The sequence below is a fragment of the Oceanobacillus sp. CFH 90083 genome, assembly GCF_009389585.1.
Classification (GTDB): Bacteria; Bacillota; Bacilli; order Bacillales; family Amphibacillaceae; genus Oceanobacillus.
In genome coordinates, this window is the sequence record NZ_VIYG01000004.1 from 84,021 (window position 1) to 104,179 (window position 20,159).

18 protein-coding genes and 1 pseudogene are annotated in these 20,159 nt (G+C 38.8%); 8 read left to right on the forward strand and 11 right to left on the reverse strand.

Translation table 11 applies throughout. The annotated features are described in order from the left end of the window. The first annotated feature begins 366 nt into the window (after nt 1-366). Nucleotides 367-957: a histidine phosphatase family protein gene (locus tag FLK20_RS07280; protein ID WP_227994890.1), complete on the forward strand. Its 591-nt coding sequence runs from the start codon at nt 367-369 to the stop codon at nt 955-957. Between the two features lie 56 nt (nt 958-1,013). After that, on the forward strand, nt 1,014-1,337 hold the full coding sequence (locus FLK20_RS07285) for a cytochrome C biogenesis protein (RefSeq protein WP_152655910.1): 324 nt from the start codon (nt 1,014-1,016) through the stop codon (nt 1,335-1,337). 64 nt (nt 1,338-1,401) lie between these two features. Here the strand turns inward: FLK20_RS07285 and rsgA are convergent, their stop codons facing one another. Then, entirely contained in the window at nt 1,402-2,445 is a 1,044-nt protein-coding gene (rsgA, locus tag FLK20_RS07290; protein ID WP_227994892.1) for a ribosome small subunit-dependent GTPase A, read from the reverse strand. Between the two features lie 296 nt (nt 2,446-2,741). Next, entirely contained in the window at nt 2,742-3,296 is a 555-nt protein-coding gene (locus FLK20_RS07295) for a TetR/AcrR family transcriptional regulator (protein WP_152655911.1), read from the reverse strand. Between the two features lie 177 nt (nt 3,297-3,473). Between FLK20_RS07295 and FLK20_RS07300 the strand changes: the two genes are divergently transcribed. Beyond that, nucleotides 3,474-5,549 carry an efflux RND transporter permease subunit gene (locus tag FLK20_RS07300; protein WP_194165568.1) on the forward strand — a complete coding sequence of 692 codons (2,076 nt, stop codon included), beginning with the start codon at nt 3,474-3,476 and terminating at the stop codon, nt 5,547-5,549. Then, complete coding sequence (locus FLK20_RS07305; RefSeq protein WP_152655913.1) at nt 5,533-7,338, forward strand: methyl-accepting chemotaxis protein; 1,806 nt, start codon at nt 5,533-5,535, stop codon at nt 7,336-7,338. Before FLK20_RS07300 ends, FLK20_RS07305 begins: the two co-directional genes overlap by 17 nt. A 104-nt stretch (nt 7,339-7,442) precedes the next feature. Here FLK20_RS07305 and FLK20_RS07310 read toward each other — a convergent pair whose 3' ends face one another. From FLK20_RS07310 to FLK20_RS07330, 6 genes are all read right to left on the reverse strand, one after another. After that, complete coding sequence (locus tag FLK20_RS07310) at nt 7,443-8,489, reverse strand: ABC transporter permease (RefSeq protein WP_152655914.1); 1,047 nt, start codon at nt 8,487-8,489, stop codon at nt 7,443-7,445. Between the two features lie 98 nt (nt 8,490-8,587). Then, complete coding sequence (locus FLK20_RS07315) at nt 8,588-10,087, reverse strand: sugar ABC transporter ATP-binding protein (protein ID WP_152655915.1); 1,500 nt, start codon at nt 10,085-10,087, stop codon at nt 8,588-8,590. An 86-nt stretch (nt 10,088-10,173) separates the two neighbouring features. Beyond that, nucleotides 10,174-10,362, reverse strand: a complete 189-nt coding sequence (locus FLK20_RS21875) for a hypothetical protein (RefSeq protein WP_227994895.1) — start codon at nt 10,360-10,362, stop codon at nt 10,174-10,176. Nucleotide 10,363: 1 nt separating this feature from the next. Next, nucleotides 10,364-11,173 (reverse strand): substrate-binding domain-containing protein, encoded by an 810-nt coding sequence (locus FLK20_RS07320; protein ID WP_227994897.1) that lies wholly within the window; start codon nt 11,171-11,173, stop codon nt 10,364-10,366. A 185-nt stretch (nt 11,174-11,358) separates the two neighbouring features. Next, nucleotides 11,359-12,375 (reverse strand): Gfo/Idh/MocA family protein, encoded by a 1,017-nt coding sequence (locus tag FLK20_RS07325; protein WP_227994906.1) that lies wholly within the window; start codon nt 12,373-12,375, stop codon nt 11,359-11,361. A gap of 11 nt (nt 12,376-12,386) precedes the next feature. Continuing rightward, the gene (locus FLK20_RS07330) at nt 12,387-13,376 is read right to left on the reverse strand and encodes a LacI family DNA-binding transcriptional regulator (RefSeq protein ID WP_152655916.1); all 990 of its coding nucleotides are present in this window, start codon (nt 13,374-13,376) and stop codon (nt 12,387-12,389) included. 370 nt (nt 13,377-13,746) lie between these two features. Here FLK20_RS07330 and FLK20_RS07335 point away from each other — a divergent pair. Continuing rightward, nucleotides 13,747-13,869 (forward strand): annotated as a pseudogene (locus tag FLK20_RS07335) (LUD domain-containing protein); the annotation flags it as partial. A gap of 51 nt (nt 13,870-13,920) precedes the next feature. Here the strand turns inward: FLK20_RS07335 and FLK20_RS07340 are convergent. The 3 genes from FLK20_RS07340 to FLK20_RS07350 are packed head-to-tail and all read right to left on the reverse strand — an operon-like array spanning nt 13,921 to nt 16,961. Next, a complete protein-coding gene (locus tag FLK20_RS07340) occupies nt 13,921-14,700 on the reverse strand; it encodes a ChbG/HpnK family deacetylase (RefSeq protein WP_152655917.1) in 780 nt (259 codons plus the stop codon). Continuing rightward, a complete protein-coding gene (locus FLK20_RS07345) occupies nt 14,678-16,123 on the reverse strand; it encodes a PTS transporter subunit EIIC (RefSeq protein ID WP_152655918.1) in 1,446 nt (481 codons plus the stop codon). The genes FLK20_RS07340 and FLK20_RS07345 overlap by 23 nt, the downstream gene beginning before the upstream one ends. Nucleotides 16,124-16,127: 4 nt before the next feature. After that, complete coding sequence (locus FLK20_RS07350; protein WP_152655919.1) at nt 16,128-16,961, reverse strand: PRD domain-containing protein; 834 nt, start codon at nt 16,959-16,961, stop codon at nt 16,128-16,130. A gap of 640 nt (nt 16,962-17,601) precedes the next feature. Here FLK20_RS07350 and FLK20_RS07355 point away from each other — a divergent pair. The 3 genes from FLK20_RS07355 (at nt 17,602) to FLK20_RS07365 (ending at nt 20,135) form a co-directional block, all read left to right on the forward strand. Beyond that, nucleotides 17,602-18,273, forward strand: coding sequence for a flagellar brake protein (locus FLK20_RS07355; RefSeq protein WP_152655920.1), 672 nt, complete (start codon nt 17,602-17,604; stop codon nt 18,271-18,273). A 378-nt stretch (nt 18,274-18,651) separates the two neighbouring features. Further along, complete coding sequence (locus tag FLK20_RS07360; protein ID WP_152655921.1) at nt 18,652-19,170, forward strand: GNAT family N-acetyltransferase; 519 nt, start codon at nt 18,652-18,654, stop codon at nt 19,168-19,170. Nucleotides 19,171-19,379: 209 nt separating this feature from the next. After that, on the forward strand, nt 19,380-20,135 hold the full coding sequence (locus tag FLK20_RS07365) for a class I SAM-dependent methyltransferase (protein ID WP_152655922.1): 756 nt from the start codon (nt 19,380-19,382) through the stop codon (nt 20,133-20,135). Nucleotides 20,136-20,159 lie beyond the last annotated feature (24 nt).

A 20,159-nucleotide genomic window follows, 5' to 3' on the forward strand; every position in this document is an offset into this window, starting at 1 on the left:
GTTATATTCGGAAAAAATTTTTTATCTGTATGGGGGAAAATGGTTACTTCATCTTCTGATTGATTCAGGCCAACATGATGTTGGTCACACAAGCGTTTTCGCAAAGCTTTTTGGTGGGACGAGTAATCGCCAGAATGCGAAGACGTTAGCTTGTGTTCCTTATTTTTATCGGGAAAATCTCCCGCTAAATCAAGTTTCACCGTATCACATTGTATGGAAAATAAATGAACATTAAAAACAGGCTGAGGGATATCGGTACCCTTAAGCCTGTTTCTTTTGGTGTCAATAAAACACAAGTTAATAGATAAAAAGATAGAAATAGTGCTAGAATAGGGATAGTCAGAAAAATAGTTCGAAAGTGGGGAGATGGCTTTGACGGAGATTTTTATGATACGGCATGGAGAAACAAATTGGAACAAGGAAAAAAGAATTCAAGGCAAGACAGATATCCCATTAAATGAAACTGGAAAGTCACAAGCGGAAATTTGCTGTGCGGCTGCAAAACAATTTAAACCAACCGTATTAGTTACCAGCCCTTTAGCACGTGCAAGGGTAACAGCGGAAATCATTAATCAAAACTTGAAGCTTCCTTTACATAAAATGTCTGCTTTTGTGGAGCGCTCTTATGGAGATGCGGAAGGGATGACGATAGAGGAGAGAAACCACTTTTTCCCTGATCGTGATGCGATTCCGAATGTTGAACCATTTGAAGAATTAAAGCGGAGAGGAATGAAGGGGCTGGAGGAGATTTGCAAAAAATATCCTGATGAACGTGTATTAATCGTTTCTCATGGAGCCTTGATTAATGCCCTTTTATCTGTTATTTCAAAAGGAGAATTAGGCACAGGTGTTACGTTTCTAGAAAATACATCTATTACAAAATTTGCTTTTGAAAACGGAGAGTGGCGTGTCGTGGATTATAATAATACAGCTCATCTTGCCACGGTTAATGAGTAACAGCATAAAAAATATATAATTGAAAAATAGAGAGATTTACAAAGGGGGTGTTATGGATGAAAATTAATTATGTGAAGGTAGAGGTGCTGATTGCAGAGGAATATATCAGCAGTTTGCGGGAGCAGCTCCATGAGCATGGATTTTTACATTATGCAAATCAGGATAATGTTCTGTCTTATACAAAATACAAGCATTATTCCCGTCCTTTGGAGCTGGCTTCATTGGATATGTCTTTGCCAATAGAAAGCGAGTTCCTGCAGACGGTCAATAAGGTAGAATTCCGATGTATGATTCACCAGGTTGAGAAAGTCAAGAAAATCATCCATGATATCCATCCAAGTAATCATCCCATGATGTATTTTATACCGATACTGGATTAGATAAGAAGCAAGCCGTGTCCAGTTGATACGGCTTGCTTCTTATCATGTGTATATAAACAGCGGTTTATTTCAGGTGTCTCATTGTCGCTTGTTTCCATTTCTTCTTCTCTTCTGCAGCGAGCCGTGCATTTTGCTTACGCTCTAAATAAGCGAGTTCCTTTTGTAATTTAACATAGCTGTTCCAGCGTTCTTTTTCTAATTCACCAGTTTCCAATGCTTCTTTCACCGCGCAGTCTGGCTCGGTATCGTGCTGACAATCATTGAACCGGCATCTCCCGATCAGTATTTGAATATCAGAAAATGTTTGAGACAACCCGGTTTCTTCTCCAGTCCAAAGCAAAAATCCCCGCATACCAGGAGTATCAATAATTACACCACCCTCAGGCAGTCGGAATAGCTCCCGATGTGTGGTTGTATGTCTTCCACGTTTATCAGAGTCACGGACAGCTCCAGTTTTAAGAACATCTTTTTCTAATAAATGATTAATTAGCGTTGATTTCCCGACGCCAGAGTTTCCCATTAACACAATCGTATCGTCTGCATGAATGCTGTTCTGGATGTCTTCTTTGCCAATTTCCCGGTTGGCGCCCCAAATCAGGACAGGAATACCGGAAGCAAGCTGGTCCACTTCCAGTTTGATTGCTTCCGGATTCTCCACTAAGTCTGCTTTTGATAGAATAAGAATAGGGCTGGCTCCACTTTCCCAAACCGTTACTAAAAAACGCTCCAATTTTCGTTCGTTAATTTTTTCTTCTGCACTTAACATGATAAATACTTTGGTAACATTACTAGCCAGAATTTGGGCATGTGTTTCTAAGGAATCCGCTTTTCGGATAATACTGCTAAAACGGGGGAGCAGTTCATCAATGATGCGTATATCATGATGGTTATTTTCTTTTAGAACAACCCAATCTCCGACAGACGGGAATTCTTCTCTTGATGCCGCATTGTATCTGAGCTTTCCTTTAACAACTGCCGGGCGTGGTCCATAGATTGTTTGAACGGTATATCTTTCCTTTTGTTCATTGATAACACGGGCTAACAGCTCGATAGAGCCTTGATAATTTATTTCTGGACGATAAGCATAGTTTTTTTGAAATTCGTGCAAATGAATTTCCTCCTTGTATTTTTGAAATAAAAAACGGATTGGTACATACCAACCCGGACACGTCAAAAATATAGGAGTTCTTTTAGAATTCCAAATAAATATTTATCACGTATGGGAAGGTGAGTACCTATGGAAAATAGCTGCTGATAAAATTACATATACTTTCTTCATAAGACATCACCCTCTCCCTTTTTGTAATTGCTTACATCATAACGGATTATTGACAGAAAGTAAATAGGCAAAAAAACACAAGCTTAAAGGTGCTGATTTGATGTTACTACATGATCCAGGGGAGTTTAGCATGGCTTACTAATTTCTGTAATTATTTTAGCCATTTCATCCGTAGATTCCTTCATGCCATTTTCGAGCCAGTATTCGATCACTGTAATACTCCCGCTGACGGAAAAAATCGTCAGATATTTTGCTGCGGTTTCACTCATTTTATGCTCCGGTTCGTTAAAGTCATTCATAATATGAGTTTGTGCAGCATACATAACTTTGTGTGTAAATCTTTTATTGCCGTGCTCACTAAAAAGAATCCGGAAATGCTCATGGCGGCTGTGAACGTATTCGAGTAAATATTGTAACATCGCCAGAGCTTCCTTTTCCTGCGTATAGTCATATTGAAGCAATGCCTGGTTCAATTCATCGATTATTTCGTCTTCAATATTGGTCAATAAATCATATTGATCTGCGTAATGGCTGTAAAAAGTAGAGCGGTTGATATCAGCATACTCACAGATTTCTTTAATGGTAATAGAAGAAACAGGTTTTTCCTTTAAAAGTTCCATCAGGCTATTTTTTAGAGCCATTCTTGTATAACGCTTTCTACGATCTAATTTTTGAACCATACTAAATTATCTTCCTTTCGCTATTTATGAACAAAATATGAAATTATGTTTGTTATCCAACAGATAGTAGATTTCTGTTGGGAAATGTACATATTTTAAACAACTGTTTGTTGTCTAACTAACAGTGTGTATTTATAATATTAAATGATATGAATGAAATCAGCAAGATAATGGGGAATGAGTGTGGCAAATTTAATTATTCGTTTTAAAAAGACAATTGTAATCATTTTTACAATACTTATGATTCTTTCTTTAGCGGGAATTCTATTCGTTGATGTGAATTACAATATGCAGGATTATTTACCAGATGAAGCAGAATCAACACAGGCTTTAGAAGTAATGGAAGATGAGTTTTCAAGTGGCATTCCAAATGCCAGAGTTATGGTAGAGGATGTTTCTATCCAAGAGGCGATGGAATATAAACGTAACCTGGAAGAAATAAGTGGTGTCATGGAAGTTCTCTGGCTGGATGATGTTATAGATATCCGGACACCAGTTGAAGTATCTGATACAGATACAGTAGAGGCATATTATAAAGATAATAATGCTCTTTTTTCAGTGACGATTGCTAATGAAAAAGAAGTAGAGGCAACTAATGCGATTTATGATTTAATCGGTGAGGAAAATGCAATTTCTGGTGAGGCAGTTAATACGGCTGCAGAGCAGGAAATGACAGGGAAGGAAAGCATGTATGCGGCAGCGCTTTTAGTTCCGATTATTATCATTATCCTGATTCTATCAACAAGCTCATGGGTTGAACCAGTGTTTTTCCTGACTGCTATTGGTGTATCTGTACTTATTAATTTAGGGACGAATGTATTTATCGGCGAGATTTCGTTTGTTACACAGGCTGTTGCTCCGATACTGCAGCTTGCGGTTTCTCTGGATTATGCTATCTTCCTGCTGCATAGTTTTCAGGATTACAGGAACAAAAATTATAAACCGGAAGAGGCAATGAAAACAGCTATTAAAGAGTCATGGCCAGTTATCAGTACCAGTGCTTTCACAACGATCTTCGGTTTTATGGCGCTATTATTTATGCGTTTTGAGATTGGCTCCGACTTAGGGTTAAACTTAGTAAAAGGAATTGTTTTAAGCTTTATTAGTGTTATTATCTTCTTGCCAGCTTTTACATTGGTATTTTATCGCTGGATCGACCGGACGCAGCATCGTGTATTTGTACCAACTCGTTTTGAAGGGGTTGGAAAAAAGCTGCTGAAATTACGGCTTCCGGTTCTCGTGCTTGTTTTATTGCTCCTTGTTCCAAGCTTTCTGGCACAGAGCAGTACGACATTTACGTACGGGATGGGAGAACCGCCGGAGGATACGCGATTAGGAACTGATGTCCGGCAAATTGAAGAAAGCTTTGGAGAAACTACTTCTATTGTTTTACTGGTTCCTAATCATGATGTAGGGAAAGAACAGGAAATGGTTCAAATTTTAGATAATGTAGATCATGTTTCCTCTGTTATCAGCTATACAACTATGGTTGGAAGTGTTATTCCGCAAGACTTTTTAGAAGAGGAGGTAACAGCGCAATTTCTTTCTAATAATTATAGCCGGATTATTATTAATACAGAAGCAGGGACAGAAGGAGATCTTCCTTTTGCGATTGTTGAAAATGTAAGAGAAATTGCTTCTTCCTATTATGGAGATGAGGCACTGGCATTAGGAGAAAGTGCTTCGCTATATGATATGAAGGATATCGTTTCGCAGGATAATCAGCTTGTTAATCTATTAACGATTCTCGGAGTAGGAATCGTACTATTATTTAATTTCCGGTCGGTTTCCTTCCCGGTGATCTTATTGCTGGTTATTCAGGCGGCTGTCTGGATGAATTTGGCTATTCCTTATTTTACAGGAGCACCGCTTGTTTTTATTGGTTATTTGATTGTCAGTACTGTTCAGCTGGCGGCAACCGTGGATTATGCAATATTACTTACAGAGACATATAAAAATTACAGGAGATATATGCCAAAATGGAAGGCGATGAAACTGACATTGGATGATAAGCTCTTCTCCATTGCTGTTTCTGCATCCATTTTATCAACTGTCGGCTTTATTTTATGGATGACTTCTTCTAATCCAGTTGTTGGTTCTATTGGCTTACTGTTAGGAAGAGGTGCACTCTTAGCATTTATTCTTGTCATCACCTTACTGCCTGCATTGCTGGTATATGGTGATACATTGCTTCAAAAGACATCGTTAGGGATGAAGTTTCAGAAGGAGGAAAAATATGAGAACAACGATTAAATGGATGTGGCTTACTCTGGCTTTATGCTTTATTCCATTTTTAAATCCGGCTGTTTTGGCGGCGTCTTCCGGGGAGACAGATGGAAAGGCAGAAGTAGAGAGAAAGAATGAAGTTATTTATGCGAATTTAGAAGCTGACGGCGCATTAGAAAATATATATGTTGTCAATGCATTTGAACTGAATAAAACAGGTATTATTGAAGATTTTGGCAACTATGAAGCTATTAAAAATTTAACGGATACGAGTGAAATAGAACAAGACGGAGATATCATCCGTATGGAAGCAACAGCAGATACTTTTTATTATCAGGGTGACCTGTTGAAAGAACTGCCGTGGAATTTTACAATCACGTATTATTTAGATGGTGAAGAAGTAGATCCACAAACGGCTATCGGAGAGTCGGGGCAGGTAGAGATTGAAATAACAGTAGAACAGAATGAAGAAGCAGAAGGTGCTTTCTTTGATAACTATATGCTGCAAATTTCACAGGCGCTGAATACTGACTACTTTTATAATATTGAAGCTGCGGATGCAACGATAGCGAATGCAGGGAAAAATAGGCAGGTTGCATTTACGGTAATGCCTGGAGAAGAAGAGACGCTCACAATTCAGGCAGACACCGATCAATTTGAGTTAGAGGGAATGGAGATCTCTGCGCTGCCATCTTCCTTCTCGGTAGATGGACCGGATACAGATTCGCTGACGGAGGAGTTTCAAAGTCTAACCGATGCGATTGGTGAACTAAACCAGGGGGTAGGTGAGCTTGGAGAAGGAATCAGAGGGCTGTCAGGAGGTCTGACTGATTTAGAAAATGGATCTTCCCAGTTTCAAGATGGTTTAAATGAGTTGAATAATTCCAGCGGTGAATTAACGGGTGCATCGGAAGAAATAAATAATGCATTTCAGAGGATACAGGAAGAAGTAGGCCGGATTTCTGGAGTTGATGGAATAGATCAGTTAAGCAGTATCACAGAAGCTGCTTCGGATATGGCTGCAGGAATGGAAGAACTGTCTGATGGGATAGATACTTTGACAGAAGGCTACACGGATGCAAATGATACATTAAAGACAGCTATGGAGCAGATACCAGAAGCAACATTAACAGAGGAAGATTTTCAAGTTTTATATGATAGTGACATAGATTCAGGGGTAGTTGAAGAGCTGGTTGGAACGTATGAAGCTGCTCAGAATGCCCTTGCTGTTTATCAGGAAGCGGCGGAATCCTTTGCGGCAGTCCAGCCGGCATTAACTGAATTTCAAACCTCTACTGGGGAAATCACCAGCTATATTCGTGATTTCTCAGAGGAATTAGAACAATCTATCGGTGACATAGATATCGATGACGGGTTAAATGAATTTATTACAAGTATAGATACCATGGCTGAAAATTATAATCAATTCCACGAAGGCTTAGTTTCCTATACCAATGGAGTTGGTCAGCTCAGCACATCCTATTCAAATATTCATGAAGGAATCGGTGAAGTATCATCAGGGGCAAATGAGCTTGCTAATGGAGCAGATGAATTACAAAATGGAACTGGCGAGCTGTATGATGCCACGCAAAATATCCCTGATGAGATGCAGGAAGAAATTGACGAGATGATTTCGCAATATGATAAATCCGATTTCGATCCCGTATCTTTCGTGTCGGAAAAAAATAATGAGATAACAAATTCAATTCAATTTGTTATTCAAACAGATAGTCTCAAACCGGAAGATATTACAGAAGAAGCAGAAGAGGATGAAGATAGCGAAGGTTTTTGGGAGCGTTTAATGAATTTATTTTAATGGAAGAAGAACCCGCATGAAGAGGCTCATGCGGGTTCTTCTTGATTCGGAATAAATGTGTGGAAGGCAGCGGATAAACACCTAACCTTTCCCAATCTATTTCGTTAAGAAGTTTTTTCCTTTCGCTGTAACAGAACAGCTGCAATCACGATAATTCCTTTGAACGCATCCCGAAGTAATGGAGGAACCCCAAAAAGATTGAGCAGATTGTTCAGTACAGATATAATTAACACCCCATAGACTGTTCCGAGAATAAAACCTCTTCCGCCCATCATACTTGTACCCCCGACAACAGCTGCGGCGATGGCATCCATTTCCATCCCGCGTCCTGACCCGGCAAAATCCATCGAGCCAATCCGGGAAACTTGAATGATTGCAGCGATCGCTACCAGCATTCCAGAAAGAGCATAAACCCGAAATTTAACCTGTTTCACATTAATTCCTGAAAGTCTGGCAGCCCTTTCATTGGAACCGACAGCAATAATTTGCCGTCCAAAGGTGGTTCTTTTGGAAATATAATACATTATTGCTGCAATTAAAATCCAATAGATAATGGGCATAATCATATAGTTTCCAATTTGAAGATTGGAAATTTGCAAAAACTCAGACGGTACACGTGGTGCAGAACCCTGCATGAAATGCTGGGTGACACTGCGGAATACCATCATTGCGCCTAAGGTGGCAATGAAAGGAGGAACCATTCCTCGTGTAACTGTTACGCCAATTAAGGAGCCAAGTAAATAGCCAAAGATGATAACAGCAATGATCGTAATCAAAATTGCCGGCCATCCCGTAATGCCGATTGATCCTAATAGGCCACTCGCTCCAACATCAAGCAGTGTCATTGTCAGTGCCCCTGTGGCTACAAGTGTCGCACCTACTGCTAAGTCGATACCGCCTGTCATAATAACAAACGTCATTCCAAGTGCAACAATTGCTACACTGGCATTGTTTCGTAAAATATTAATCCAGTTATTTGTCCAGGAAGTAAACCATTCTCCAAACGAATTATAGTCAAAGCCCAACACAATCGTTTGTAAGATAACCATTACAATTAACGCAATAAAAATACTAAACAGTGGACTGGTTGACCACCGATCCTTGAACCAGGTGATAAACTGATGAAAGCGATTGATGTTTTTTTCTGTCAAAAGGTACACCCCTTTTCGTTACTGGATAAAATGAAACTGCGCTATAATGGAATAGTGCTTCCTTTTAAACGTTACTTTATGGTGGTAAACTGCTCCATTTAAGACTTGGAAATAAAAGCATCTCCGCCCGTAGCTAATTCCATAATAGATTGTTCATTCATTTCCTCCCCTTCTAATACCCCCTGCAAATGCCCATGATACATGACATATGTGCGATTACAAAGCCTCAGAATCTCATTCGCTTCACTGGAAAGAATAATAACGCCAATCCCTTCGTCAGCTAAGCGCAGGATAATATCATATATATCTTCCTTCGCTCCAACATCCACTCCCTGCGTAGGATTATCTAAAATAAGAATACGAGGCTCTGTGGAAAGCCATTTCGCTAAAACTATCTTTTGCTGATTCCCTCCAGAGAGATTCAGGATACTGCTTGAAGAACCCGTCATCCGGATCTTGAGCTGTTTTTGAAGTGTATCCAGCTTCTCTCTATGTACCCGGTTTTGGATAATGCCCCATTTTGCATGCATATTCCAAGAAGCAATAGCGCTATTTTCGAGAATATCCATATCTTTAATAATGGCGTTTTCTTTTCTGTTTCTTGGAAGATAAGCAATCCCATTTTTTATGGCATCCATGGTTGTATGAATTTTTATTTCCTTTCCGTAAAGAAACAGTTTTCCCGTTGAGATATCATTTGCTCCGAAAATAGATTGAAACAGCTCGCTGCGTCCATCACCTAACAGGCCAGTAAATCCGACAACCTCCCCTTGATGAATGGAAAAAGAAATATTGAAAAAATCTGTGTTATACGTAAGTTCTTCTGCACGCAAAATTTCTTCTCCACGGTGACGCTGCTGCACCAGCCGGTCTGTCCGGACATCATAGCCAACCATAAAGCGGGCAAGATCCTTTGTTGTTACATCACTGACCTGCCCTTCAGAGACAAGCTTGCCATCACGAAGTACGGCATAAGAGTCACAAACCTCCATGACTTCCTTTAACTTATGAGAGATGAAAATAATACCGACCTGTTGATCACGTAACCGACGCATCATGGTAAAGACACGTTCGATTTCAGAATCTGTGAGCGATGTCGTCGGTTCATCCATGATAATGACAGAGGCGTTCATTGTAATCGCACGACAGATTTCAATAATTTGTTTATAGGAAGAATCTAAATCTTTGACAAGCGTACGAGGATCAAGGTCGACATGCATGCGTTCAAATATTTTCTTCGTTTCTTGAATCATTTTTTGATGCTGTACACGTTTAAACCCTTTTTTATAATCTCTTTCTAAAAACATATTTTCATAGATCGGCAAATCATTGATTAAATTTAATTCCTGATGGATAAAGGAAATTCCCAGGTTAATAGAGTGCTCAGGACCAGTTAATTTAACCTCTGCACCTTCTACATAAATACTGCCTGTGTCCGGCTGATGAATACCGCCTAAGATGTTCATCAGGGTTGATTTACCCGCCCCATTTTCTCCGAGCAATGCACAGATTTCTCCTTCTTTAATAGAGAGGGAGACGTCTTTTAGAACATGATTTTTACCAAATGACTTTCGAATGTTTCTTAATTCTACAAGCATGTCATCACCTCTAAGGAATGGATGAAAAGGAAGCAAGCTTATGCTGCTCCCTATCTGGACATAACACGTTTTAGTGCGTCCTTTTTTTAATACGGTGATTCTGCATCCAGGAATTCTTCGTAGTTATCACGGTCAACGACAGTAGTAGGAATGATGGTTTCTTCTTCCACTTCCTCACCATTGAGAACGTCGATGGCTATGTCCACAGCATCCTGGACCATTGCAGGACTGTATAATGCTGATTGAATCCAAATATCTTCATTTTCCGGCATCATCTCAAAGTATTCCTGCGCCCCCCCCTCCGCCAGTTACAACCTGAATGTCTGTTCTGCCGGCTTCTTGAATAGCTTGCAAAACACCAATAGAAGTTTCGTCATCGAGTGAATAAACGGCATCAATCTCATCAACAGAGGTTAAGATATCAGAGAAGTCTGCTAAACCATCTTCCCGTGTGAATTCTGTTGCATAAGTCATCAGGTTCATATCTGGAGCAATTTCTGCGATCGTTTCCTCGAAGCCTTTTGTCCGTAATTCCGATACAGATCCGGAGGAAGGAACCTCGAGTACAACCACATTTCCTTCTTCACCAATTTTATCTACAATGTAATTCGCTCCCTGAATTCCCATGTCTTCATTATCACCTGCAACACGGTAAACACCCTCCACATCAATAACAATGTCAAAATTGACCACTGTTACACCGCTGTCAATGGCATTTTGAATCGGGACTTCCATGCCTTCCCATTGAGGGAAAGCAACAATGGCATCTGCTCCCCAAGTCATTAAATCATCTAATTGAGAAGTCATTTGTTCCGCATTACTGCTGGTTTGAATTTGATAGTCCACTTGATCGCCTAGTTCTTTTACACGTTCTTCTGCGTGATAAGCAACTGCTGCAACCCAGCCATGTGTCACTTCTGGAGCAAGTATACCGATTTTATATTGTTCTTCAGATCCTCCGCTGCCATTTCCATTGTCTGCGTTACTATCATCTGAAGCCCCGTCAGATTCACTTCCCCCGCCGCAGGCAGCCAATAAAAGCATTAGCATAGCAATAATTAAGAAGCCCAAACTTTTTTTCTTCATAGTAAACCTCCTCGATTTTAATGATTCTTGTTAACCCTTTAGTAAATCTTATGAAATAGACTGGAAGAAAGCAGAATGACCATTTGCAATTAGCGTATGAGAATAGATGGAACTTGGCTGAATAGATGTAGAAAACGCCCCCTTTCCTTAACATAAAGAGTTAGGCTGGTACTTCATGAAATCCATTACATTTCATCATCTTGCTGCTTTAGAATTTTTTCAAGCAGCCGTAATGACTTTAACGCATCTTCACCACTGACAATCGGCTTTTCATCTTCTTGAATACAGTGGATAAAGGCATCTATCACACCAGAGTTTGTTTGATTTGTGTTGGTTTGAATCGCTTCTAATGTATAGTGGACTTTCTCACCATTCTTCTTTTCGATAACTAGTGGATAGTGCTTATCCTGATATATTTTCAGAATGCCTTGCTGACAGTAAATCGTTGTCGAATTATTTTCTTCCCCGTAATAGGTCCAAGAGAAGGTGGCAGTACCGATGCTTCCTCCGGCGGTTTTTAAAATACAGACAACATTGTCATTCACTTCGATGGGCTGCCCGTTTTCATCTACTTTATCTAAGGTGGCTGCGTAGGAATGAAGGCTTATTATCTCATCATCCAACAGATAGAAGAGCAGATCCAGCTTATGAATACCTAAATCTCCTGCTGCCCCAGAATGAGAACGGTCTTTTTTAAAAAACCAGGTTGCATTTGATTTGGTTGTTCCCCAATCTTCTGGACCACTGTGCCCAAAAGTTGTCTGGAAGGAAAGAATGTCGCCAAGCTCTTTTGCTTGAAGGACTTCGCGTGCTTTTTGATGTGCTCTTGTAAAGCGCTGATTATGATCAATCATTAACAGTTTTCCTGTTTCTTTCGCTATTTGTACCATTTTTTCTGCCTGCTCAACAGTAGTGGCAATCGGCTTTTCACAGAGAACGTGCTTACCGGCTTGTAAAGCTTTCGTTGTATGAAAATAATGCGCTTCATTGGAGGAGCAATCGCTAATGGCGTCAATGGTCGAATCTTGAAGCAGTGCCTCCAGCGATAAAGCAGCTCTTCCTCCGAATAATTGCACCATTTCTTCGGCACGTTCGGGATTCCTGTCATAGAAAACAATCTCTTCTACATATGGATTTGCTGTATACTCGGGAGCATGCCTGAAGCGCGTAATGGAACCACAGCCAATGATTCCTACAATCATTTACATCCCTCCTATTCCAGTGTCGATTCTCGAATAATTAATTCATAATCCATAATGACATTTTCAATGGTTAACCCTTGAATATGGTCAATTACCATTTTTGCTGAGCGGTAGCCCATTTGATATTTTGGTTGAGAAACGGTTGTCAGTGTAGGTGTAGTCATACTGGAAAAAGCAATATTGTCAAACCCGATAATCGCCATTTCTTGCGGAACTTTAATTCCCTGGGCATGGAGTTCTTTGAGTGCTCCAATGGCTAATGTATCTGAAATGGCAAATACAGCAGTTGGCCGATTTTTGGAACGCAGCATTCGCCGCATCGCTTCCACGCCGTCCTGGAAGGTCAATCCGTCACTATGATGAATCCACTCATCACAGATGGGTAATTGAAATTCGTTTAATGCGTTCTCAAAGCCGATTCGCCGCTGTTTTGCATAGAGCAGGTTTTCATTAAAATTAATCAAGCCAATTTTATTATTTCCCATTGTAATAAGATACTTCACTGCCCGATAAGCAGCGATAGTATTATCAATCGCAATATAAGGGATATCGGCATCTTCATAATAATCACTGCAAAGCACGATGGAATGAGAATTTGCAAGCTCCTTCAGTTTGTCAACATGCACAGTAGGGTTCATGGAGATAATTCCGTCAGCTAATTTATTGCGAACCATATTAAGGAAAATATCTTCACGCTGTAAGTTATCATCTGTTTCGCAAAGCAGAATATTATAGTTGTTTTCAATGGCGTAATCTTCAATTCCGGTAATGATTTCTGTGTAGTACGGATTGGAAAAGGTGTGGATAAGGACGAGAAGTAATCGGCTTTCAGAGTTACGTAAATTTCTACCAAGCATACTGGGAGCATAATTTAACTCCTGAATGGCTTTTTCGACTTTGAAACGTGTTTTTTCTGAGACCTTGGATGTGTTATTGAGAACGCGTGAAACGGTAGCAATGGAGACGCCTGCCTGTTTAGCAACCTCTTGAATATTTGCCATGACACAACCTCTTTCACAACGAATAATAAAGTGATGATGGAATTGTTAGAAAGCAGAACAAAAAATGTAAACGTTTTCATTAAGTTTAATGGGTTAGAAAGAAAAAGTCAATACACTATATTCTGATAAATTAAAAAATAGGATGAAAGAAGTAACTATAATAAAAATACGCCTTCATAGCAGAAAACATTCATAAAATTTCAATGACAAATCTTAAAATGAAAGCTGCTTGAAAGATGTAATGGATTTCATAATAATGGATTGTTCATAGAGAAGTCTTTTTTGTGGCTCCTACAGCAGGCTAAACGTTTCTAATTGAGAATCCTGCCTCGCTTCAAAGCCTAGCAAGCTTCATCAGGATAATGAAAAGGGCATTGCTCCTCCTTCCAGCGTTTGTTTCGTAACAGGTCCGAGTAATAGTGCAGATATTGAAATGAATCTGATTGCTGGTGTTCATGGACCAGTGAAGGTGACGTATATTGTGGTGGATTAATATAGAAAAAGCTTCTTCCCAGCCAGCCGGGAGAAGCTTTTTTCGCTCTATTTAGAGCTCTTTATAAGAAATTAAATCAATATTTTTTTCATTTAATTGTTCCTTGACGCGAGTATCCGTAAGCATAGCAACCTCCTGTGTACGGGGAATCAGCAGGGAAGAATGCTTTAAAATATAATCATCTAAATAACCTGGGTGAAAAATCATCATGTCAACGCCATCTTCATGCAGATTATCCAGCATTTTTTCCAAAGAATGATAAGGGTCATAATCAGCCTGCATGCTTTCCATCATCAGATACACTTTCGTATTATTGACGATAATAAAAGAGTCGTTGCTGGTAAGATCATTAGGACCGGCTCCTGCCGGTAATCCGGAATAAGTTAGTCCATGTACTTCTGCAAAGTACTCTAAAGCTTTAAAAAAATGATGGCTCGCAATGGCATGCCCCTCAAAATAATCTGGTTTCTTGCCAAACAAACGAATAAACGCATGATACTGCGCTTCGATTTCAATCAGAGCCTCTTCAAATACTACAAAATCCTCGCCTGCTGACCGGTATTCCCTGGAAGGTTTGAAATAGCCCTTATCTGTAACCAGGGAAGGTATTCTTTTCGGGTCGGATAAAGGTTTACCGACACAGATATTGGTATGCTGGCTGAATGCAATATTTTCTTTCTTTAATAAATCCACACCATGCTGTGTCGCAGGCATATTCATCATGACACCCACACTGGAAATTAATCCATCCTTGACAGATTTTTCGATACCATAATTTACTGCTTCGGAATATCCTAAATCATCTGCTCTAAACAACACTTTTTTCTTCATAAATATCACTTCCACTCTCTTCCTTTTTTTGAGTTTGCTGCTGTACTCCCAGCGCATACGTTATCACTGCTGTGACAACAAAACCTATTGAACAGGCAAGTAAGCCATTGACTGCATTCGCAGTTGTTCCTCCAAAGAATCCAGTCATGGAAATAAAGTTGGCTACAGGGATGAGTGCATAGTTTGTTACCCCTGTAATACCCGCATATAATCCTCCTGCAAATCCGCCGATCATCAATCCGATAAAAGGCTTTCGATAGCGCACGCCCAGTCCATATAGTGCCGGTTCGGTCACACCACCGATAAAAGAAGCAATAAAGAAACTGAAGGATAGTGCCTTTTCATTTTTATTTCTCAAGCGCAAGAAAGTGCCCAGGCTCATACCTGCAACACAAATGCTGGCAATAATTGCTGCAGGGCCGACAATGGATTCTTGTCCATTTTGAGCAAATACAGTAATTAATGTAGTAATCATCAGCAAATGCATCCCGGTCATCACTAAGAATTGCCATAATGCTGCAATAATAGCAACAGCAAGAAATCCGCCAATCGAATCAAGAGATAGCAGGAAGGTGCTGATATAGTTCCCTGCAAAGAATCCTGCCGGTCCTAAGACAACTAATGCGATAGGCAGCATAGCCATAATTGTCAAAGTAGGAACTAAAATGGTTGCTAAGGTTGCAGGGATAACTTTTTTCAAATTCTTCTCAATGTAAGACATTACCCAAGCTGACAGTATAATAGGGATAACTGTACTTGTGTAATTTTCAGGTGTGGCTGGTATTCCATATACCGAGAATTTTTCTCCAGCTTCAGCAAATCCCAATAAGGTTGGATGAATTAAAATGCCGCCAAGAAACATCCCCAAGACTGGATTTGAGCCGAACTTTTTACAGGCTGTATAACCCAGCATGACAGGGAAGAAATAAAAACCGGCATCCCCGACAAAATTAAATAAAATGAATAAAGAGCTTTCTTCTGATATAATACCCAGCATTGTCGGTCCCAGTACAGCAGTAAGCATCTTGAACATAGAAGCAGCTACAAGCACTGGAATTAATGGTGTTAAACTTCCAGCCAGCCCATCAAGGATCTTATTTCCTGCTCTTTTAAAAGAAAACTTTTCTTTTTTAGCTTCTTTTTCGTCAGAAGCAGAAGGAGAGGAAGCATGATCTGAATCTACAGATAGCTGATCATAGACTTTTTCTACATTCTGTCCAATGATTATCTGGAATTGGCCGCCTGACTGGGTTGTTCCCAAAACCCCATTGACTTCTTTTAGCTTATCGGTATCAGCCAGACTTTCATCTTTTAAATTAAAGCGTAATCTTGTCATACAATGCGTTACATGACTGATGTTTTCTTTTCCGCCTACATTTTGTATGATTTCATTAGCCATTTGGCCATAATCTGTTTTTTTCATCTTCTTATCTCCTTATATTTTTCTTGTGCAGCCGATTAATATGGAGCATTAAATAAACTAGCTCGTCATTAGATGGCCGGATTGCCAAAGACTGATAAATGACCTCCCGAACTTTTTCGGCAGTTTTATAAATCTCAGGATAATCCTGAATCAGGCTTTGTAAGAGCTTTTCATTATTCTCAAGAAATTGCTCTCCATTCCGGATTTGTTTTAAGTAATAAACCATATGGGTACGGAAGCGATTATAATTGAATTCATCTTTATCAATACGGATGGATAGTTCTTCTTCCATAACCTTTGTTACGTTATTTACGATTTCTTCAATTAATGCTTCTTCTTGAGAGATTTTAAATTCGGATTGACTATTAAGAAAATGCACAGCAATGCTGGTAATTTCATTTTTGGGCAAATAGACATTTAAGGAACGATTAATCATTTTTACTGCTTTTTCAGCTAATTTATTTTCTTCGGGATATAATTTCTCAACCTCGTGACTGAAGGCCAGTTTTACATTTTGATAATTCGTCACCCTCTGTATAGCAAAGTGAATATGATCGGCTAAACTGAAAACAAGTGTTGGATTTAATTGCCCTTTGAGTTCTTTTTGAGCCATTTCTACAATTTCCACACTTAGATTTAAGATATTTTCAGGAAGCTCTTTGATGATCTTTTCAAAATGATCATTCAGTTTATAGAATGTCATATGGATGGAGCTTAAATCTGTTAATTCATAAGGCATTTTTGGAAAACCGATTCCTTTTCCAAATGCAATTAATTGATTGCCATTGCCATCAATACACTCAGCAACATTATTATTCAGCTTTTTAACAACTTTCATGGTTTCACCTCACAAAAAAACTCTTTAAGTACATACTTCACCCCTCCTTCATTTTGAAAAAGAGTGGTAATGCCTCAAAGAGTTACAATCCACATTATTTAATTTTAGATGATAAGATATATAGTACAGTAATCTGGAAGCGGTGTCAATATGTTAGCTGAACTTAAGAACCTCTAAAAATTATGTGAAAGAAATTTCTTTGTATACGGAAAAAGAGCACTTTATTTTTATTTAAATGTACTATACATATTTTTCTGATTCATTATAAAATGCTAGACATCTGCTTCATTTCGCTGATATATACTTCTCTTGCTAAAAGGATGAAACTTCTTAATAAAAAATGAAAGATAAGATGCATGTCACAATTAATAATAAAAATTGTAATTATCATTACAAAAATTAAAAAAAACGCTATAATTAGGACAAGGTATTCCTGTCCAAGTACCTATAAATGAATATTTTTTCAGTGAAATATAGTTCTATATTCATTGTTAAGATAATCATCCATTCATTTGCTTTATTAATAATACAAATATTAGTTTTTGTTGTGGTAGAATTTTTTCTTGCAGAATTACATAGATTAAATAAATTACAGAACACAAATATCTGTTTTTCATAACTGAAGGAAGGGGAAATTTATTTGAAAGAATACACGGAGTTTTGGGATGGCCAATTGTTTGAAATTATGACTTCAGAGGAAAAAATTTATTTTACACAGCTTATTTGGAACAAGTCTGATATGCTGATTCAACCACCAGTGAATAAGCAGAATATACCGATGTCTATTGAAAATGGCATGTGCGTTACTGTTTCCTTTCTCGATGATGAAAGAGGGGTGTGTAAATTTGATACAAAAATATATCGTCATCTGAACGGGAGAATATCACTCAATAAACCTGATACAAGCGAAATAAAAGTAGTACAGAGAAGGAAATTTTTCCGTGTGAAAATAATGTTAGATATGGATTTGACATTGCCTCCTGCTGAGGGGATAAATGAGAATCGGGAGGAAATAGAAGCTGAGAATATAACCGTTACTACCCATGATATCAGCGGTGGCGGAGTAGCTTTTTTCACAAATTTTAAAATCGTTGAAATTGGAGATCAAGTGACAGGCGTATTGTATTTGAAAGAGAAATCGGATACGCAGAAAATAGCATTTAAGGGCAAAATTGTCAATGTGATGAAGCAACAGAATAAAATGTTTAAAAATGCTATCCAATTTATGGATATGAGGGAAGGAACGCGGTCAAAGATTGTGCAATTCTGTATCAGGAAACAAATAGAGATTCGTAATAAACTGAAGAGGTAATTACTTGTTATAAGAGGTAGTTCAAAAATCCCTCAAATATGCGGCGAACGCTTTAGCTGATATGATTTTTCTGATGGGACTGGACTGCGATTACTCGTCCCATCGAAAACATTTGTTATTACTCACGTATTTATAGGCATAGAGGGATTTCTGTTAAGATCGTCCATGTCCTTTACCTTATGGACAATACAGAAGCCATCACAACACGCGCACGTAAAAAATCATAACGCTTTGACCTTCTTGCATCTAATTTGTAGCCTGCTGAACACACAGTATAAGAGAAAATAGAAGCAAGGAATTTTAATTTTTTTTATTCGAAAGCAGGAATTTTTAAATTTCGTGTCGAATATATAGCAAAGGATATAAGGAGGTAGATTTATGTCGCAAAAAGTTGGATCAATCGATCAAGAGCTGCATGTGTATATTGCACAAAAGGAAGATATGAAGTCTATACTGCGCTTATTAAAAAGTGTTACGACATGGTTGAAGAAAAGTCGGCTCAAACAGTGGGAATTTCTTGATCAGGATGAAGAGGATCCGGAAGTAAGACAGTCTATTGAAGATGGAGCTACTTTTATTGTTAAGGAAAATGGCGAAACGATTGCTACATTTACATTAAACGATATGCAGACTCCTTGGGATAAAAATATCTGGGGGCAGTCCAGTGAAGATGCATTTTATATGCATCGCTTATCCGTAGATTATGATCATATTGGACGAGGTCTGGGAAAGCCTATTGTTGATTGGATGGAAGCTTACACAAAGACGCAGGGAATGCGCCGAATTCGATTAGATTGTGTGGAAAGTAATAAAAAACTTAATCAGATATATAAAGGCTTTGGCTACGATTATAAAGGCACGAATCATGGGCATTGCAGATATGAAAAGATTTTATAATTTGCAGTAATCGCTTTTTGCCCCCATTATCTTCTTCAGTTATTTGATAAAATCATCGATTAATATAATTATTCTGGCGGTATACCTTATCATTCATTAACTGGAATAAGGTTGCTGTCAGGTACATAATTTTCAAGTATAAAGCATGTTTTTCATAGATATGCTTTTTTATGTTGTATAATAAACTGAAATCGAAAGGAAGTGAAACGTTGAAACAGAATAAATATGATGATCATCCATTTTTTCAAGCATATGCTGATATGGACCGGTCTAAGCGGGGACTGGAAGCAGCTGGAGAATGGCATATATTAAAAGAGATGCTGCCCGATTTTAAAGGAAAAAAAGTCTTAGATTTAGGCTGCGGATTTGGCTGGCACAGCCGTTATGCCAAAGAACAGGGAGCCGAATCTGTGATAGGCACAGATATATCTGAACGGATGCTTGCGCAGGCAAAAGAGCTGACGGATGATTCCGGTATTTCGTACTTGCATCAAGCTATCGAGGATATGGATTTTTCTGAAGCATCTATGGATATTGTTATCAGCTCCCTTGCACTTCATTATATCGAATCGTTTGACAGTGTTTGTGAAAAAGTATATACAATTTTAAAGCCGGGTGGCAGCTTCGTGTTTTCAGTGGAGCATCCTATTTTTACGGCAAGAAAAGAGCAGGACTGGATTTATGATAAAGCGGGCGGGGAGCCTTTATATTGGCCTGTGGATTATTATCAGATAGAGGGAAAACGGGAAGCGTCCTTTTTAAATGAAAAGGTAATAAAGTACCATCGTACAGTATCTGCATTTATAAATAGTTTAATACAGACAGGCTTTGACATTTTACGTGTGGAGGAATCTGTACCGTCAGAGGAGATGCTGGAGAAGGTACCGGCAATGAAGCATGAGCTGCGCAGACCGATGTTTTTGATGATTGCGGTGGAGAAGAAGGAATTTAAAGCTGGTAAATAAGAAGAAACGCAAGCAGAAATGATA

Coding starts and splice junctions, on each gene's coding strand:
- FLK20_RS07340 (WP_152655917.1), bottom strand. CDS start 14,700: ATGAAGAAAAAAGTGTTGTTTAGAGCAGATGATTTAGGATATTCCGAA.
- FLK20_RS21875 (WP_227994895.1), bottom strand. CDS start 10,362: ATGATGCCGGAAAATGAAGATATTTGGATTCAATCAGCATTATACAGT.
- FLK20_RS07315 (WP_152655915.1), bottom strand. CDS start 10,087: ATGCTTGTAGAATTAAGAAACATTCGAAAGTCATTTGGTAAAAATCAT.
- FLK20_RS07305 (WP_152655913.1), top strand. CDS start 5,533: ATGAGAACAACGATTAAATGGATGTGGCTTACTCTGGCTTTATGCTTT.
- FLK20_RS07350 (WP_152655919.1), bottom strand. CDS start 16,961: ATGAAAGTTGTTAAAAAGCTGAATAATAATGTTGCTGAGTGTATTGAT.
- FLK20_RS07325 (WP_227994906.1), bottom strand. CDS start 12,375: ATGATTGTAGGAATCATTGGCTGTGGTTCCATTACGCGCTTCAGGCAT.
- FLK20_RS07280 (WP_227994890.1), top strand. CDS start 367: ATGGCTTTGACGGAGATTTTTATGATACGGCATGGAGAAACAAATTGG.
- FLK20_RS07320 (WP_227994897.1), bottom strand. CDS start 11,173: ATGAAGAAAAAAAGTTTGGGCTTCTTAATTATTGCTATGCTAATGCTT.
- FLK20_RS07285 (WP_152655910.1), top strand. CDS start 1,014: ATGAAAATTAATTATGTGAAGGTAGAGGTGCTGATTGCAGAGGAATAT.
- FLK20_RS07345 (WP_152655918.1), bottom strand. CDS start 16,123: ATGAAAAAAACAGATTATGGCCAAATGGCTAATGAAATCATACAAAAT.
- FLK20_RS07360 (WP_152655921.1), top strand. CDS start 18,652: ATGTCGCAAAAAGTTGGATCAATCGATCAAGAGCTGCATGTGTATATT.
- FLK20_RS07295 (WP_152655911.1), bottom strand. CDS start 3,296: ATGGTTCAAAAATTAGATCGTAGAAAGCGTTATACAAGAATGGCTCTA.
- FLK20_RS07300 (WP_194165568.1), top strand. CDS start 3,474: ATGAGTGTGGCAAATTTAATTATTCGTTTTAAAAAGACAATTGTAATC.
- FLK20_RS07330 (WP_152655916.1), bottom strand. CDS start 13,376: ATGGCAAATATTCAAGAGGTTGCTAAACAGGCAGGCGTCTCCATTGCT.